Origin of the sequence: Nocardia sp. CA-119907 (genome assembly GCF_050955995.1) — a bacterium.
Classification (GTDB): Bacteria; Actinomycetota; Actinomycetes; order Mycobacteriales; family Mycobacteriaceae; genus Nocardia.
On record NZ_CP192091.1, the window covers coordinates 2,025,643 to 2,040,656 of the forward strand.

Here is a 15,014-nt window from a genome sequence, read left to right on the forward strand (position 1 = left end):
GTAGATCGGGGAATTCGAGTAGTCGGTACGCAAGAGTTCGGGCGTCGGCCGAGTGAGAATCGGGTCGTAATCGATAAGTCGGTCGGGGCCTGATAGTGGATCGGTGTGTCATGACCACCCTACGTATCGCCACGTTCAATGTGGAGAATTTCGACGAGACGGTGCCGAATGCGAGCACGCCGTCGTTGGCGGATCGGATCGCGGTAATGCGGCCGCAGATCGAGCGGTTGCGGGCCGATATCTTATGTCTGCAAGAGGTGCACGGACAGGAACGGCCCGGCCAGCCACGGGCACTACTCGCCCTGGCCGAACTGCTCTCCGGCACGAAATTGGCTGGGGCGAATATCGTTTCGACGCAAACCGCCAATGGAGAAGTATTCGATCAGCGCAATCTGGTGCTGGTCACCTCGCTGCCGGTGACCGGGCACACGCAATTGCTCAATACGCTCGTAGCCGCGCCGGTCTATCGGATGCTGACCGCGGATCCACCCGCCGTCGCACCGCAGGCGATTCGAGTCGAGCGGCCGATTCTGCATGTGGAGCTGAATATCGACGGCGCACCGCTGCATGTGATCGTGGTGCATCTGAAGTCGAAGCTGCCCACCGACATTCCCGGGCAGAAGCTCAATACCTTCACCTGGCGCAGTGCCGGTGCGGCCGCCGAGGGTTCGTTCATCTCCTCGATGAAGCGGATGAGCCAGGCGCTGGAGGTCCGGCGGCTGGTCGATCAGATCCTGGACCAGGATCCGGACGCGCGCGTCGTGGTCGGCGGCGACTTCAATGCCACCGCCGAGGAGGTGCCGCTGATCGCCATTCGCGGCGATGTCGAGGACACCGGCAATGGCGCGCTGGCGGGACGGGTGCTGGTGCCGCTGGAGAACACCATCCCCGAATCCGCGCGGTACTCGCTGTTCCATCAGGGCAAGGGGCAGATGCTCGACCACATCCTGGTCACCCGCAATCTGCTGGCCCACTACCGCGGCGCGGAGATCCACAATGAGGTGCTGCACGACGAATCCGGTGCTTTCGCCACCGATGTCAAATACCCGGAATCCGATCACGCCCCGGTCGTGGTCACCTTCGACTTCGCCTGAGCGATCCGCCAAGATTTTGATGATGTCGCGACAGGGAAAAATGGACCGGAGATCGGAATAAAAAGGACATAACCGGGTAATCGTTGGTTCCTCATACTCGAATTAGATCGAATATCGACCGGAAAACCCGGCCTTCCCCCAACTTCTCGACACTGCGAAGGGGGCCGAAAGTCCCTAGTAGACTACGTGAATCGCAGAGATGATAGTTGCACGGCAAATCATATATTGGATGAAACGCTTCTTTCTCGCGTTTCGTGCTCGAGCACCAATGTGGTGCAAGGTTCAAGTGAGAAGGCAAGAAGATGCACACCAAGATCGCAAGCTCCGTTGCCGCAACTGCAATCGCACTATCCCTTGGCGTTGGCTCCATTGTGGCTCCCGCCGCTTCCGCGACCGAGGCTCCAGCTCCAGTAACGCCTGCCCAGGGGTCGATTGCCATATGCTTCCCCATCTGGCTGGGATCGGTGACCTGGGTCCTGTGTCTGTAGATCTTCCAAGGAACTGAAATAGGCTGGGGTATAGACGAATTCGGTGCGTTCGCCATCGACGTCGACGATCCGGAATTCGATCAGGCCCCGGTCGCGGTCACCTTCGGCTTGCCTGAGCGATCCGCCATGTGACGCTCGTCGCACCGCCTGCGGCCCGGGAACCAGCACCGGGCCACAGTCGACTTATGTGCGAGGGCTGGCACATCCGCTGCCCGTCACACATCTTCGGTTACCCGGATTGGCGGAAAAACGTGCAGGTGAAGCGCTCGCCCGACCACCTCATCTGGCTGATCGCGGCGGTCGCCGCCGGTGCCGTCGTCCTCATCTCCGTCATCGCGGCCGGAGATATGCCCTACCGCCGGGCCGGGCTCGCATATCCGGGCTTCCCCGATGTCCTGATCTATGTCGCGCTGCGAGTGGTGGCGGCGCTGGCGGGCGCGGTCACTGTCGGCGCGCTGATCTATGCGCTGTGCTGCACCGTGGTCACCGCGCGCGGGCGCGTCGATGTGGACGGATATGCCGGGGTCCGGGTGGCCGAGCGCGCGAGTCTGGTGTGGCTGGCCTCGGCGCTGATCTTGATTCCGGTGAGCGCCGCCAATGTGGGCGGACTGTCGATGAGCGCCGCACTGGAGCGGGGTGCGATCGGCGCGCTGGTCGATGCGAGTGAGAAGCCCAAGGCCTGGATCGTCGTCGCGGTGCTGGCCGGTGTCGTCGCGCTGGTGACGCGGCTGACCCTGGCCTGGACCGGTCTTGTGGTACCGACAGTGTTCGCGCTGCTGGCGGTGCTGCCGCCCGCGCTGGTCGGCAATGCGGGTGAGGGACCGAATCACGACTTCGGGACCGGCGCGATGATCATCTTCCAACTGGCGGTCTCGGTGCTGCCGGGTGCGGCGTGGTGTGTCGCGGCGCAGGTGGGACGCGCGGGTTCCCATGTGGCGACCGCGGTTCGACGCTTCGCACGCATCGGCCTGTTGTGTCTGGCCGCGGCCACCGCCAGCGGTCTGGTGCTCGGCGCGGTCCTGTTGCCGTGGTCGGCGCTGTTCGGAACCGGCTATGGACGGCTCGCGCTGCTCGTGGTCGCGGCGGCCATCGGCATCGGGCTGATATTGAGAAGGATTGCAGCCGAATCGCATTCGCTGCCCCGCACGCGACAGTTGATCGCCGGTACCGGTGCGCTGTCGGTGCTGGCGATGGCCGCATCGGTGGCGATGGCGGTACAACCCGCCCCGGCCTTCGCCGATCGGTCGTTCACGGCCCAGGAGGTCTTCCTCGGTTTCGATCTGCCGGGTCGGGCCGACCTCTGGCGGCTGATGACCATGTGGCGCTTCGATATCGTGCTCGGCACCGCCGCGTTGGCTGGCATCGGTTTGTACTTTGCGGGTGTGCTGCGACTGCGGCGGCGCGGCGATACCTGGTCGCCCTGGCGCACCCTGTCGTGGACGAGCGGCTGTGTGGCCCTGCTGATTTCGACATCATCGGGCATCGGCACCTACGGCTACGCCATGTTCAGCGTGCACATGATCACGCATATGGCCCTGAATATGTTCGTGCCGGTGCTGCTGGTGCTCGGCGCACCGGTGACCCTGGTGCTGCGCACCGTGCCCGCGGCCCCGAAGGATGCGGTTCCCGGCATGCGCGAATGGGTGTTGTGGATCCTGCATTCGCGCCCGACCGCGTTTCTGGCCCATCCCGGCACCGCGATCACCGCCTTCGTGCTCTCGCTCTACGTCCTGTACTTCACGCCGCTGTTCGAGAATCTGATCCGCTATCACTGGGGGCACGTGCTGATGAACGTGCACTTCCTGATCATCGGCTACCTGTTCTACTGGGCGATCATCGGTATCGATCCCGGTCCGCGCCGCCTGCCGCATCTGGGCAGGCTCGGCATGTTGTTCGCCATCATGCCTTTTCACGCCTTCTTCGGTGTCGCGGTGATGTCGATGAACACCACCATCGGCGAGCGGTTCTATCAACAGCTGCGATTGCCATGGCACCTGGACCTGATGGCCGATCAGCGGGTCGGCGGCGGCATCGCCTGGGTCTCCGGTGAAATCCCGATCCTGCTCGTGGTCGGCGCACTGCTGACCCAGTGGGTGGCCCAGGATCGTCGCACCGCCGTGCGCACCGACCGCAAGGACGACGAGTACGGGGACTCCGAACTCGCCGCCTATAACGCGATGCTGGAGCAGTTGGCGCGGTCGCGCCGCTGACTCAGCGCGCCAGCCGAACGCGACGCAGTCGCAGGCTATTGGAGACCACGAAGAACGACGAGAACGCCATGGCCGCACCGGCGATCAGCGGGTTCAGGAATCCGAGCACGGCCACCGGAATGGCGATCACGTTATAGCCGAAGGCCCACACCAGATTTCCCCTGATGGTGCGCAGCGTGGCGTGCGCGAGCTCGATGGCATCGGCGACGGCCCCGAGGTCATCGCGGACCAGGATCACATCGGCCGCCGCGATCGCGACATCGGTGCCGGCCCCGATCGCCATGCCGAAGTCGGCGGTGGCCAGCGCCGCCCCGTCATTGATGCCGTCGCCGACCATCACGATGCGGCGGCCCTGCTCCTGCATGCGGGCGATGAGTTCGACCTTGCCCTCCGGAAGCAGTTCGGCGACAACTTCATCGATGCCGATCTCGTCCGCGACCGACTGGGCGGCATAGGCGTTGTCACCGGTGAACATCATGACGCGCAGGCCGAGGGCGTGCAGTCGGGCGATGGCGTCGACGGCGGAGTCCTTCACGGTATCGGCGACCGCGATCACCGCGCTGGCCGCACCGTCGATCACGACGAGCACCACGGTGCGTCCGGCCCGTTCCTCTCGGCGCACGGCGCGACTCAGCGGCCGCGGCACATCGATACCGCGATCGTGCAGCAGGCGCGGGCGTCCGACCAGCACCTCGTGGCCCGCGACACTGCCACACGCGCCCAATCCCGGTAGCGCCGCGAAGGACTCGACCTGCGGCAGCTCGTCCAACATTGCGGTCGCGTGCCGGGTGATGGCCGCGGCAATGGCGTGTTCGGATGCCGCCTCCACCGCACCGACCAGCCGCAGCACCTCGGCTTCGGTCAGCGCGTCGGTCACGGTCACCCCGACGACGCTCATGACCCCATTGGTGACGGTTCCGGTCTTGTCGAGTACCACCGTGTCCACATCGCGGGTGGCCTCGAGCGCCTGATGGCCCTTGATGAATATGCCCAGTTGCGCACCGCGTCCGGAGGCCACCATCAGCGCGGTCGGAATCGCCAGTCCCAGCGCGCACGGGCATGCGATCACCAGCACCGCCAAGGCGGCCGCGGCGGCGCGGTCGGCTCCGGAACCGAGCAGCCACCAGCTGAGGAAGGTGCCGGCCGCCACGGCGAAGACGAACGGGACGAATACCGCCGAGACCCGGTCGGCGATGCGCTGCATGCGCGCCTTCCCGGTCTGCGCCTGCTCGACCAGCCGGATCATGCCGGATAGCTTGGTATCCGCGCCCACCGCGGCCGCCTCCACGATCAGGCGGCCGGTGAGTGCGGTGGTGCCGCCGATCACCGCCATGCCCTCGGTCACATCGACCGGTATGGATTCGCCGGTCGTGGCACTGGCATCGACACTCGACGCACCCGAGACGACCAGGCCGTCGGTCGCGATGGTTTCGCCCGGCCGCACCACGAAGCGCTGTCCCTCGACGAGTTCGCCGATGGGGATGCGTATTTCGCGATTGTCGCGGGTCAGCACCGTGACCTCGCGGGCGCCGAGCGCGGCCAGTGCCCGCAGCGCGCTGCCCGCCGACCGCTTGGCCTTCGCCTCGAAATACCGTCCGGCGAGCACGAAGGTGGTGACGCCGGCGGCGGCTTCGAGGTAGATCGAATCACCGGACCAGAACGCGTCCCATACGCCGTCGGGAGTTGCGGTCCGCTCCGCGTGCAGGAACATGGTGTCCAGTGACCACAGCGTCGCGGTCGTCACACCGACCGATACCAGGGTGTCCATGCTCGCGGTGAAATTCTTCGCCCCTGCCAGCGCCTTTCGGTGCAGCGGCGCGGCCGCCCACACCACCACCGGCAGTGCGAGCACGGTCAGAATGACCTGCCAGCCGGTGATCCTGGCCGCGGGCACCATCGCGAACATGACCGAAAGATCGGCGAGGGGAAAGAACAGCAGTAGCGCGACGACCAAGCGGCGGAACAGATCTCGGACCGCGGCCTCCTCGGGGGCCGAGGAGATCGGGCCGGTGCCCTCGGTGATCGGCTCCGCGCCGTAGCCCGCCGCGACCACCTCGGTGCAGAGCCGTTCGGCCGAAATGTCCGCGGCCGCATCGACGGTGGCGACGGCGGTCGCGTAGTTCACCGATGCCAGCACGCCCTCGACCTTGTTGAGTTTGCGCTCCACCCGGTTCGCGCAGGCGGCGCAGGTCATGCCGGAAACCGCGAGCGAGATGCGAACGGTGCTGCGCTGCGCCGCGGCGGCGAGGTCGGGCTCGTCCGTCGCGCGACCGCGCTCGGTCAATGCTGTGTGCCCACCCGTCGCGCGACCGCCACCTCTCATCGAATCGCTGTGCGATGCTGTGTCCATTTGCTTCCGTTCGGTCAGGTGGCGGGTCGGTCAGGCGGCGGGATCTTGGGTCGAGCGATCCGGGGCCGAGCGCAGATGGCCGGTGCGGCGGCCGAATCGGGCGCCGGCTGGCAGGACGAGGTCGGTGGGCGCCGGATTGCTCGTGCGGGTCGGCGGTGCGGTCTCCGGTCGGCGGGTGCGATGCACCACCACGACGAGCACCAGCGCGACGACCAGGATGCCGTGCGAGAGCACCCGGGAGACCGGCACCACTCCGGAATACAGATCACCGATGACGAACGCGGTGAGCGTCGCGACCAGCACGCCGAGCACCGGCAGCACGCCCGAGGTCGCGTACGGCCGCACCGCGCAGCAGATGAATCCGATACCGATCGCCAGACTCCACGCGGTGGATTCGTTCATCAGATGCCGGGTCGGCTCGACGCCGTGGTGGTGGGTCATGCCGAAGTCGAGTCCGGCGAACTGGCCGACCGCCAGCGCGCACTGCACGCCACCGAGCAGGCCGAGCAGCAGCCGGATCCATTCGAACCAGCCGACGCCGGACAGTGCTGTGCGCCACCGCGGTCCGCGCGGGCGCTCCAGGTCGGCGGCGGCGAAGATGGCGTCGGCGAGGTCGGGGGCGTAGGACGAACCGCCGCGCAGCAGGCGCGAGGTCGCTACGGCGGCGGCGTACCAGGAACAGCACTCCGGGCACTGTTCCAGGTGTTCGTCCACGCGCGCCGCGGGCACGGTTTCGCGTTCGCCATCGATCCGGGCCGATAGCGCGGTCCGGGATACCTTGCACTCCACATCCAAAATTGTCGGCTCGGCGCACAACAAAGTTCCCGCGGGTTGTATCCGATGCCCGGCTTCCTCGCAGCTTGCCTCCGTCCCTCGCGCCGTCGGCCGCCGGTTATTCTCGACGTCGTGCCGACGCCCGCCGAGGATGACGTGACGACCCAGCTGGCACTGCGCCTCACCTTCAAGGGGGGCGCACGTGTGCACCACCGTTGGTGCCCGATCGAGTGCGGAGCCTGACAGTCGGTGCAGCACCCGAGCTGGCACTCACTCGACGGCCAAAGGCTTTGCGGCGTAATATAATCGGACGATTCCGTCGTCGTGTTGCTCGGCGCGCGCATTGACGCCGAAGACAGTGCGCAGCAGCTCGGGCGTCATCACCTCGAGCACCGTCCCCGCCGCGACGACCCTGCCGTGATCGAGCACGACCAAACGATCACAACACCGGACCGCGAGGTCGAGTTCGTGCAACACCGCGAGCGTGGTGATCCCGGTCGAGCGAACCAGGTCGAGCAGTTCGAATCGGGCGCGCACATCCAGATGGTTGGTCAGCTCGTCGAGGACGAGCAGACGCGGATGCTGTGCCAGCGCCCTGGCCAGCAGCACGCGCTGGCGCTCGCCGCCGGACAGAGAGCCGATGGTGCGACCGGCGTAGGCGGTGACACCCGTGCGCGCCATGGCCTTTTCGACGGCCGCATGGTCGGCGGCGGTATCGCGGCTGAAGAGCGCGTGATGTGGATTGCGGCCGAGGCCGACCATTTCCGCGACGGTGAGCTCGGGTGATCCGGCCCCGTTCTGCAGGACCGCAGCGGTGGTCTTGGCCGCGCCCCGCACGGACATTCCGGTGATATCCGCGCCGTCGACCAGCACCATGCCCTGATCCGGCCGCAACGACCGGTAGATTGTCCGCAGCAGCGTCGTCTTGCCGCTGCCATTCGGCCCGACCACACCCACCACGCCGCCCGGCGGCGCCTGCAAGGTCACCGCATCCAATATCCGCGCACCCCCGAGCCCCACGCTGACGCCGACAACCGATAGCTCGGCGGTCCCCGGGCTGCCCGATTCATGGACGGCACGGCCGGTCATGCGATGCCTCCGTCGCGGCGCAGCAGCCAGAGGAAGAAGGGTGCGCCGAAAGCGGCGGTGAAGATGCCGAGCGGAAGTTCGTTCGGGGCGTCGACGGTGCGCGAAAGCAGATCCACCGCAACCAGATACGCGGCGCCGAGCAGGCTCGCCAGCGGCAGTACCCGGCGATGGGCCATGCCGAATGTCAGGCGCACCAGATGCGGAATCATCAAGCCGACGAAGCCGATTCCGCCCGCCACCGCGATCAGTACACCGGTCAGCAGGGAGGCGAGCACGAGCAGAACTATTCGGGTGGTGCGGACATCGACGCCCAGCGCGGTCGCCTGCTCATCACCCGTGCCGAGCACATCGAGGCGGCGGCCGAAGGCGAGCACGACCGCGATGACCACGAGAACCACCAGCGTGATCGGACCGAGTCGCGACCAGCTCGCGCCGGAGACACTGCCCATGGTCCAGAACATCACCGCGCGCAGCTCATTCGGCGTGGCGCGCAGTTGCAGGTAATTGGTCGCCGCCAGCAGCAGATATCCGACGGCGACACCGGCCAGTACGAGGCGGGTCGGGGCGAGCGTGCCGCGCCGCTGTCCGAGTGCGAAAACCACTGCGGCGGTGCCGATCGCGCCGAGGAAGGCGGCGGCGGACACACCGATACCGCCGAGCGCCGCACCGGCGGTGACGATGACCGTCACCGCACCGAGCGAAGCGCCGGAGGACAGGCCGAGCACATAGGGATCGGCGAGCGGATTGTTCACCAGTGCCTGCAGAATCACGCCGGAGACCGCGAGCCCGCAGCCGCACAGCGCGGCCAGCATGACCCTGGGCAGCCGATAGTTCCAGACGATCTGGTCGACGGTGAATCCGACATCCGGTGTCCTACCCGATAAGTGGGCGAGGATGACCCGGGCGGTATCGGCGATCGAGACGGTGACCGATCCCGCGCCGATGGATACCAGCATTACCGCGCACAGGACTGCCAGTGCGACGGTGATCGCGATGGGCAGGGGTGTGGTGGCCAGCGGCCGCTGCTGTCGAAGGGTGCGCGTCATCGATCAGAACTGTTCTGGGTGAACGAGTCTGGCGACTTTCGCCACCGCGATGTCATTGCTCGGGCCGAGGTAGATCGAATCCGAGAGCACCGTGTAGTTGGTGTTCTTGCTCGCATTCCACTGCGGGAACTGTTCGAGGATCCGCTTTGCTGTTCCGTCGATATCGGGATTGCGGTAGTTGACCACGATCAGGCCGTCGATCGAAGTGACGGCGAGTTGCTCCTTGCTGATCGTCACGAAAGTCGTGCCGTCCGTGCGGTTGAACGGGTTCACCGCACCGGCCCGCTCGATGATGTCGTTCCAGATGCCACCCGCCGCGATGGCCGAGAAGTCGCCCGCACCACCCATGTCCATACCCGGGAAGATGAGCAGCACATTCTTCTCGGGCTGTGCGGCGACCCGCGCGGCGGTCTCGGCGATCTTGCCTGCGATGTCGTTGATGAGTCGCTCGGCGCGGCCGGGTACATCGAAGATCGTCCCGAAATCGCGCAGCATGGCGTAGCTGTCCTCGATGGTAGGTGTGCCGGTGACCGCGCCGGTCACACCGCAGTTCGCGCGGGGCACATAGGTATTGGCGCCCGCGCTGGACAGCTCCGCGCGGGTGGCGAAGCCCTGGTCGGCCGAGAAGCCGCCACCCCCGGTGGAGATGACGAGATCGGGTCGCTGGGCGAGCATGGCCTCGCGGGGGATGTCCTGCAGTTTGTTCGGGGTGATGCCGCCGGTCGGCAGCGCGGCGATGGCCGCGGCGCGGCCGGGCACCTCGGAGGTGCCGTAGGACTGGGCGTTGGCGATCACGCGGTCGCCGACGCCGAGGGCGATCAGGGACGAGACTTCGCCGATGGAGCCGCCGTTCATCACCACGACCCGCTTCGGAGCCTCGGTGAATGTGTAGCTCCTACCGCAGTTCTCGATGGTGACCGGATATTTGGTGACGCCCTCGGTCGCGGCGGCGGGTGCGGTGGTCGCTGATTCGGTGACCGTGGTCGAACATCCGGTGACGGCAACGGCGCCGATGGCCAAGGCCAGCACAGCGGCGCGTTTCGTGGGCAGGGTCGGTCTTTCGATGCCTCCGGCGCGATCGCCATTGGCCGCGGGCCGACGCGCTGCCAGTGCGGTGTGATGCATGATCACTCAGTCGTCCGGTACGGCGCTCCGGTTCCCGGGAATCGCGGCACGCGCCGTCTCTGTACAGACCCGGCGGACCCTGCTTCACTGGTGTGACCAGGTCTGCACCCGGACCGCAGGAGCCAGCGCATGTCCACCCACTTCGCTTATCCGGCAGGGCGACCCGCTGACCGTGACGGCCCGAAACACGGTGAGAGCGTCACTATTTCGGCCGCGCCCGGACCTCGGATCATCCAGTTCTCGGTGAGCCACCCACGCTGCGATGTGACGCTGGTGGTCGTCGCCGGCGAAGTCGATCTGTGCACCGCCCCCTGGCTGCGGGATAAGCTTTTGCGCGCCTGCGGTTCTCAGGAATCGACCATCGTCGTCGATCTCTCACCGGTCACCTTTTTCGCCGCCGCCGGGCTCACGACACTGGTCGAGGCCCAAGCGGCGGCCGAAAAGACCGATCGCCGAATGGTGTTGATCACCACCGCACGCTGTGTCGACCGCGTCATCGAAATCACCGGGTTGTCCACGACGTTCCGTCGCGCCGCTTCGCTGGCCGCGGCCCTCGCCGAGACCACGCCGGGATGTGCGGCCCCGGTGTAGTTCCGGTGATCTCGTTGGCGCGACTCAGTGGTGCCGCCGTTCGACTCGGTTCGCTGGCGGCCCTCGCCGAGACCACGCCGGGGTGTGCGGCCCCGGTGTAGTTCCGGTGATCTCGTTGGCGCGACTTAGTGGCGCCGCCCTACGACTCGGATCGCTGGCGGCCCTCGCCGAGACCACGCCGGGGTGTGCGGCCCCGGTGTAGTTCCGGTGATCTCGTTGGCGCGACTCAGCCGTGCCGCCCTACGACTCGGATCGCTGGCCGCAGCGCTCGCGCACACCACGCCAGGATGTGCGGCCTCGATGTAGTTCGGGTGATCGCGCCCGACGCAAATCAGTGGCGCCGCCCCTCGACGCGTTCCCTGGCCTGCGCAATCCGCTCCTGTGCCAGTGCCATTCGCTCCTGGGCTTTGTCGAGACGGCGCAGGGCCCTATTGATCCTTGGCTGCGCCTTCTGGGCCCGGCGCTCGGCCTTCACGGCCAGCCGCGCACCACGCTTCTGCGCCTTCGCCGACAGCCCGGCGCCGCGCGTACGCGCCGTCGAAGCCAATTCGGGCCCACGCTCTTTGGCGAGTTCGGCGAGTTCGGCCCCGCGGTGCTGGGCTCTTTCGGCGAGTTCGGCCCCACGGTGCTGGGCCTTTTCGGCCAGTTCGGCCCCGCGGTGCTGAGCGATCTCGGCCAGCACCGTGCCGCGTTCGCGTGCGACCGAGGCGATTTCGGGCCCGCGTTCCTTGGCGAGCTCGGCGAGTTCAGCGGCCTTCTCGGCCAGCTTCGCGCGGCGCTCCCTGGCCAGCTCGGCCCATTCTGGTCCGTGCTCCTTGACCGTATCGGCGATCTCGGAGCCCCGCTCCTGCGCGACCGCGGCAACCTTCGCCGCGGCGACATCGCCGAATTCCCTCGCTCGCACCGCGGCGTCGTGCGCATGTCGACGCAGCGCCTCGCCGGTCGGCGAATCCGCCGTCGCGAAGGGCAATGCGGCCGAGACCGCCGCGCTGGCATTGCTCGCGGCCCGGCGGCCACGCCAGCCGAGCGAGGGTTTCCCACCGGTATCGGCGCTGGCGATCATCAACCCGCCGAGCAGGCTCACATCCTTGAGAAAGGCGTTGCGCTTGGCCAGCCTGCGATCCGGATCCTTCTCCGCCCAGAAGTCCTGTTCGGTGACCGTCGCGGGAATCACCGTCGCGGCCAGGGTGAGCGAGGCGAGCCGCGGCATTTTGCCGAGAGCCAGCAACGCACCGGCCGAGACCTGCGCGATCGCATTGATCCTCACGAACGTTCCCGGATCCGACGGCAGTTTGGCAGCGACATTATCGGGCAGTGATTGCTGGCCCTGCTGTACCAGCGCAGCGGCGGCCTGGGTGCGCTGCTCAGGGTGGGCAAGTGCGTCGACACCATCGGCGACGAATGCGGTCGCCAGCAGTGGACGGGCAAATCGGCGTAGCAACATGACGTCCCTTTCCTCCGTGTTTGAGGTTCGGTTTCCCGCGCTTCGCTTCGCCAAACAACCATATCAACACCCCTGAATCAGGGGTTGACCTGGCGATTCTCCGCTAGGTACGGCCGCACCTCCGGCGCGGCGAGGAAGGTGGTGATGGCATTCGTCACGGTCTGCGGCTCCTCCACCATCGGCAGATGTCCGCATTCGGTTAGCTGGATCCGAGTGTGCGTCCGTAGCGTCTCGTCGAGTTCGGCGCCCGCGCGCGCCGAGAGGATGCGGTTCTGCTGACCCCAGATGGTGCAGATCGGCGGGAACCCGGGCCCGGGGGTGAAAACATCGAGCTCGGCATAGGTCGGGAAGTCCTGCACCAGGCCGTGCAGCGCCTGCAACCGCCCCTTATCGCCCCAGCGCGCCGTCAGGCGCGGCGAGTGGTGAAGATTCCGGCGCCGCCCGTCCGCACCCAACTGGTCGCCAACGATTCGGGAGACGACCGCATCCGGCAGCGCGAGCCTGCGCGCCACCGGTGCGAGCGGGAGCCTGGCATCGACCCAGGCCAGTCCGGCTTGGCGTCCGGCGCGGACGGTATGCCAGGTCAGCGGGTTGCACAGCACCAGAGCCCGGACGTTGTCCGGATGCGCCATCGCGTACCGCAACGAGGTGGCGGCGCCGAGGCAATTGCCGATCAGCACCACATCGGTGAGATCCTGCGCGGCGAGGAAGGCCGCCAGCATCTGCACATAGTCGGCGAGCCGATACCCGTCGGCCGGCTGGTCGGATTCACCGTAACCGGGCAGATCGAGTGCGAAAACCTCATAGTGATGCCGCAATTCGCCGACCTGATCGTCCCAGATATGACGTTGGGTGCCGGCGTTGTGCAGCAGCACGACGGGTGGCCCGCTGCCGACCCGGTCGTAGACCACATTCCGACCCCGGTGCGCGAATATCGCCACATCGCCTCCTTGCGAGTGGATAGGCGAACACCTGTGTTCGCCAGTAACAGATAAGGTAGCGCGTATCGGGCGGCGAAGCGAATCGTCGAGCGGCCGGTCGGTATGGCGGTGCGGAGCTACTCCGTACCCGCCCGCAGGAACCGGCCTGTGCGCTGAGCGCCGAGGACCGGCGCCGCCACGCCGTTGCCGAAGACGTATTCACCCCCGACGAGCACCGCGCTCACGGTCGCATCATTGCGGTTGACCATGCGGGGGAGGTTGTCGAATACCTCGACCGGATGTTCGGCGTAGGCCTCGACGGACTCGTCGAGGTGTGCGGGATCGATGACGACCAGGTCGGCGCGGCCACCCGGGCGCAGGTGGCCCGCGTCGATGCCGTACCAGTCGGCGAGTTCGCCGGTGATCCGGTGCACGGCCCGTTCCAGGGCGAGGAACGGTCGGCCCGCGCGCTCGGCGTCGTGCACCCGGCGCAGGAACCGCAGCCCGAAGTTGTAGAAGGCCATATTGCGCAGGTGCGCACCGGCATCGGAAAAGCCCAGCTGCACACCGGGATCGGCCGCGAACTTGTCCAGCACCTGCGGCCGGTGATTGGAAATGGTTGTCCGCCACCGTACTTTGCCGCCGTATTCGACGACCAGATCCAGGAACGCGTCCACCGGATGCAGTCCACCGCGATCGAGCCCGACCTGACCGAAGGTCTTGCCGAGCACCGATTGATCCGGGCACGCCACGATTTCGGCATCGAAGAAATCGCGATGCCAGACCCGCGGCCCGAACTTCTTGTCGTAGTCCTTGCGGAACCGGCGTCGATAGCCTTCGTCGCGCAGCAGTTCCCTGCGCTGTTCCAGTTGATCGGACAGGTGCAGGGCAGCGGCGCCCGAACCGAATTCCTCGAAGACCGGCAGATCGATACCGTCGGAGTACACCTCGAACGGCACCGGCAGATGTTGCCAGCGGAAGTCGCCGCCCAGCCGGTTGAGAATGCGCGCGATCAGCGGAAAGATCTGGGCGACCGCGGGAATGGCCTTGATATCGGCCGCCGAGAGCAGGCTGACCTTGAGCGGCTTGCGGAAGATGCCGAGGCTGCTCGCCGCCATCGCGACCAGACTCTGCGGCCGGGCCACATCCGGACCGCCCTGCAGCGCCCGGCCGCGGCGGCGCAGAATCGCATTGAGCCTGCGGCGTTCCCGCGTGGTGGCATAGGTCGACGGCAGGGTGCGCGAGCGACACACCTCACCGTCGAGTTTGTCGAATAACAGCTGCTGGGAGGACATGCCGACGAAACCGGCGTCCAGCGCCTCATCGAGTTTCGCCGCCATGGCCGCCAATTCGGCCTCGGTGGGGCGAACCTCGCTGCGGGTGGCGCGATCCAGTCCCATCTCGGCGGCCCGAATATCGGAATGTCCGATGAAGGCGGCGAGATTCGGACCGAGCGGCAGCGCCTCCAACGCCGCCACATATTCGCGCGCCGACGTCCACGACTTGGTTTCGGTCATCGCCGCGACCACATGTTTGCGCGGGATGGCCTCGACCCGCCCGAACAGATCACCGGCGTCGGATGCACCGACATGCACCGTCGACAGCGAGCACGAGCCCAGCAGTACGGTGGTGATGCCGTGCCGGATGGATTCGGCGAGTGCGGGACTCTGCAGTACCTCGACGTCGTAATGGGTGTGGATATCGATCATGCCGGGAATCACCCACTTCCCGGCGGCATCGATGACATTCGGGCAGTCGGTCTCATCGAGCGGTTCGGCCGAGACCGCGGCGATGACGCCGTCGCGGATGCCGAGGTGACGGATGGCCGAGGGGGAACCGGCGCCGTCGAACCAGCGCCCGCCGCTAATGATCGTGTCGTACAT

The 15,014-nt window shown here is 66.8% G+C and carries 11 protein-coding genes; 3 read left to right on the forward strand and 8 right to left on the reverse strand.

Annotated features, from left to right (window positions below; all coding sequences use genetic code 11):
• Positions 1 to 110 precede the first annotated feature (110 nt).
• Together ACQP2D_RS09000 and ACQP2D_RS09005 are read left to right on the forward strand one after the other, a co-directional pair.
• On the forward strand, positions 111 to 1,094 hold the full coding sequence (locus ACQP2D_RS09000) for an endonuclease/exonuclease/phosphatase family protein (protein ID WP_433683243.1): 984 nt from the start codon (positions 111 to 113) through the stop codon (positions 1,092 to 1,094).
• 745 nt (positions 1,095 to 1,839) lie between these two features.
• On the forward strand, positions 1,840 to 3,792 hold the full coding sequence (locus tag ACQP2D_RS09005) for a cytochrome c oxidase assembly protein (RefSeq protein ID WP_433683244.1): 1,953 nt from the start codon (positions 1,840 to 1,842) through the stop codon (positions 3,790 to 3,792).
• Between the two features lies 1 nt (position 3,793).
• Here the strand turns inward: ACQP2D_RS09005 and ACQP2D_RS09010 are convergent, their stop codons facing one another.
• The 5 genes from ACQP2D_RS09010 to ACQP2D_RS09030 form a co-directional block, all read right to left on the reverse strand.
• Positions 3,794 to 6,142: a heavy metal translocating P-type ATPase gene (locus ACQP2D_RS09010; RefSeq protein WP_433683245.1), complete on the reverse strand. Its 2,349-nt coding sequence runs from the start codon at positions 6,140 to 6,142 to the stop codon at positions 3,794 to 3,796.
• A gap of 30 nt (positions 6,143 to 6,172) precedes the next feature.
• Positions 6,173 to 6,931, reverse strand: a complete 759-nt coding sequence (locus ACQP2D_RS09015) for a zf-HC2 domain-containing protein (protein WP_433683246.1) — start codon at positions 6,929 to 6,931, stop codon at positions 6,173 to 6,175.
• Positions 6,932 to 7,186: 255 nt separating this feature from the next.
• Complete coding sequence (locus ACQP2D_RS09020) at positions 7,187 to 8,005, reverse strand: ABC transporter ATP-binding protein (RefSeq protein ID WP_433683247.1); 819 nt, start codon at positions 8,003 to 8,005, stop codon at positions 7,187 to 7,189.
• Complete coding sequence (locus tag ACQP2D_RS09025) at positions 8,002 to 9,051, reverse strand: FecCD family ABC transporter permease (protein ID WP_433683248.1); 1,050 nt, start codon at positions 9,049 to 9,051, stop codon at positions 8,002 to 8,004. Before ACQP2D_RS09025 ends, ACQP2D_RS09020 begins: the two co-directional genes overlap by 4 nt.
• A gap of 3 nt (positions 9,052 to 9,054) precedes the next feature.
• Positions 9,055 to 10,176 (reverse strand): ABC transporter substrate-binding protein, encoded by a 1,122-nt coding sequence (locus ACQP2D_RS09030; protein ID WP_433683249.1) that lies wholly within the window; start codon positions 10,174 to 10,176, stop codon positions 9,055 to 9,057.
• Between the two features lie 129 nt (positions 10,177 to 10,305).
• Here ACQP2D_RS09030 and ACQP2D_RS09035 point away from each other — a divergent pair, with 129 nt between their 5' ends.
• A complete protein-coding gene (locus tag ACQP2D_RS09035; protein WP_433683250.1) occupies positions 10,306 to 10,767 on the forward strand; it encodes an STAS domain-containing protein in 462 nt (153 codons plus the stop codon).
• A 331-nt stretch (positions 10,768 to 11,098) separates the two neighbouring features.
• Here ACQP2D_RS09035 and ACQP2D_RS09040 read toward each other — a convergent pair whose 3' ends face one another.
• From ACQP2D_RS09040 to ACQP2D_RS09050, 3 genes are all read right to left on the reverse strand, one after another.
• Positions 11,099 to 12,211, reverse strand: coding sequence for a DoxX family membrane protein (locus ACQP2D_RS09040; RefSeq protein WP_433683251.1), 1,113 nt, complete (start codon positions 12,209 to 12,211; stop codon positions 11,099 to 11,101).
• 77 nt (positions 12,212 to 12,288) lie between these two features.
• Positions 12,289 to 13,152: an alpha/beta fold hydrolase gene (locus tag ACQP2D_RS09045; protein WP_433683252.1), complete on the reverse strand. Its 864-nt coding sequence runs from the start codon at positions 13,150 to 13,152 to the stop codon at positions 12,289 to 12,291.
• A 116-nt stretch (positions 13,153 to 13,268) separates the two neighbouring features.
• Positions 13,269 to 15,014, reverse strand: coding sequence for an N-acyl-D-amino-acid deacylase family protein (locus ACQP2D_RS09050; protein ID WP_433683253.1), 1,746 nt, complete (start codon positions 15,012 to 15,014; stop codon positions 13,269 to 13,271).

Bases quoted from the DNA above. Each gene is read 5' to 3' on its own strand.
- ACQP2D_RS09035 (WP_433683250.1), top strand. From the start codon at position 10,306: ATGTCCACCCACTTCGCTTATCCGGCAGGGCGACCCGCTGACCGTGAC.
- ACQP2D_RS09025 (WP_433683248.1), bottom strand. From the start codon at position 9,051: ATGACGCGCACCCTTCGACAGCAGCGGCCGCTGGCCACCACACCCCTG.
- ACQP2D_RS09020 (WP_433683247.1), bottom strand. From the start codon at position 8,005: ATGACCGGCCGTGCCGTCCATGAATCGGGCAGCCCGGGGACCGCCGAG.
- ACQP2D_RS09040 (WP_433683251.1), bottom strand. From the start codon at position 12,211: ATGTTGCTACGCCGATTTGCCCGTCCACTGCTGGCGACCGCATTCGTC.
- ACQP2D_RS09010 (WP_433683245.1), bottom strand. From the start codon at position 6,142: ATGGACACAGCATCGCACAGCGATTCGATGAGAGGTGGCGGTCGCGCG.
- ACQP2D_RS09050 (WP_433683253.1), bottom strand. From the start codon at position 15,014: ATGTACGACACGATCATTAGCGGCGGGCGCTGGTTCGACGGCGCCGGT.
- ACQP2D_RS09000 (WP_433683243.1), top strand. From the start codon at position 111: ATGACCACCCTACGTATCGCCACGTTCAATGTGGAGAATTTCGACGAG.
- ACQP2D_RS09030 (WP_433683249.1), bottom strand. From the start codon at position 10,176: ATGCATCACACCGCACTGGCAGCGCGTCGGCCCGCGGCCAATGGCGAT.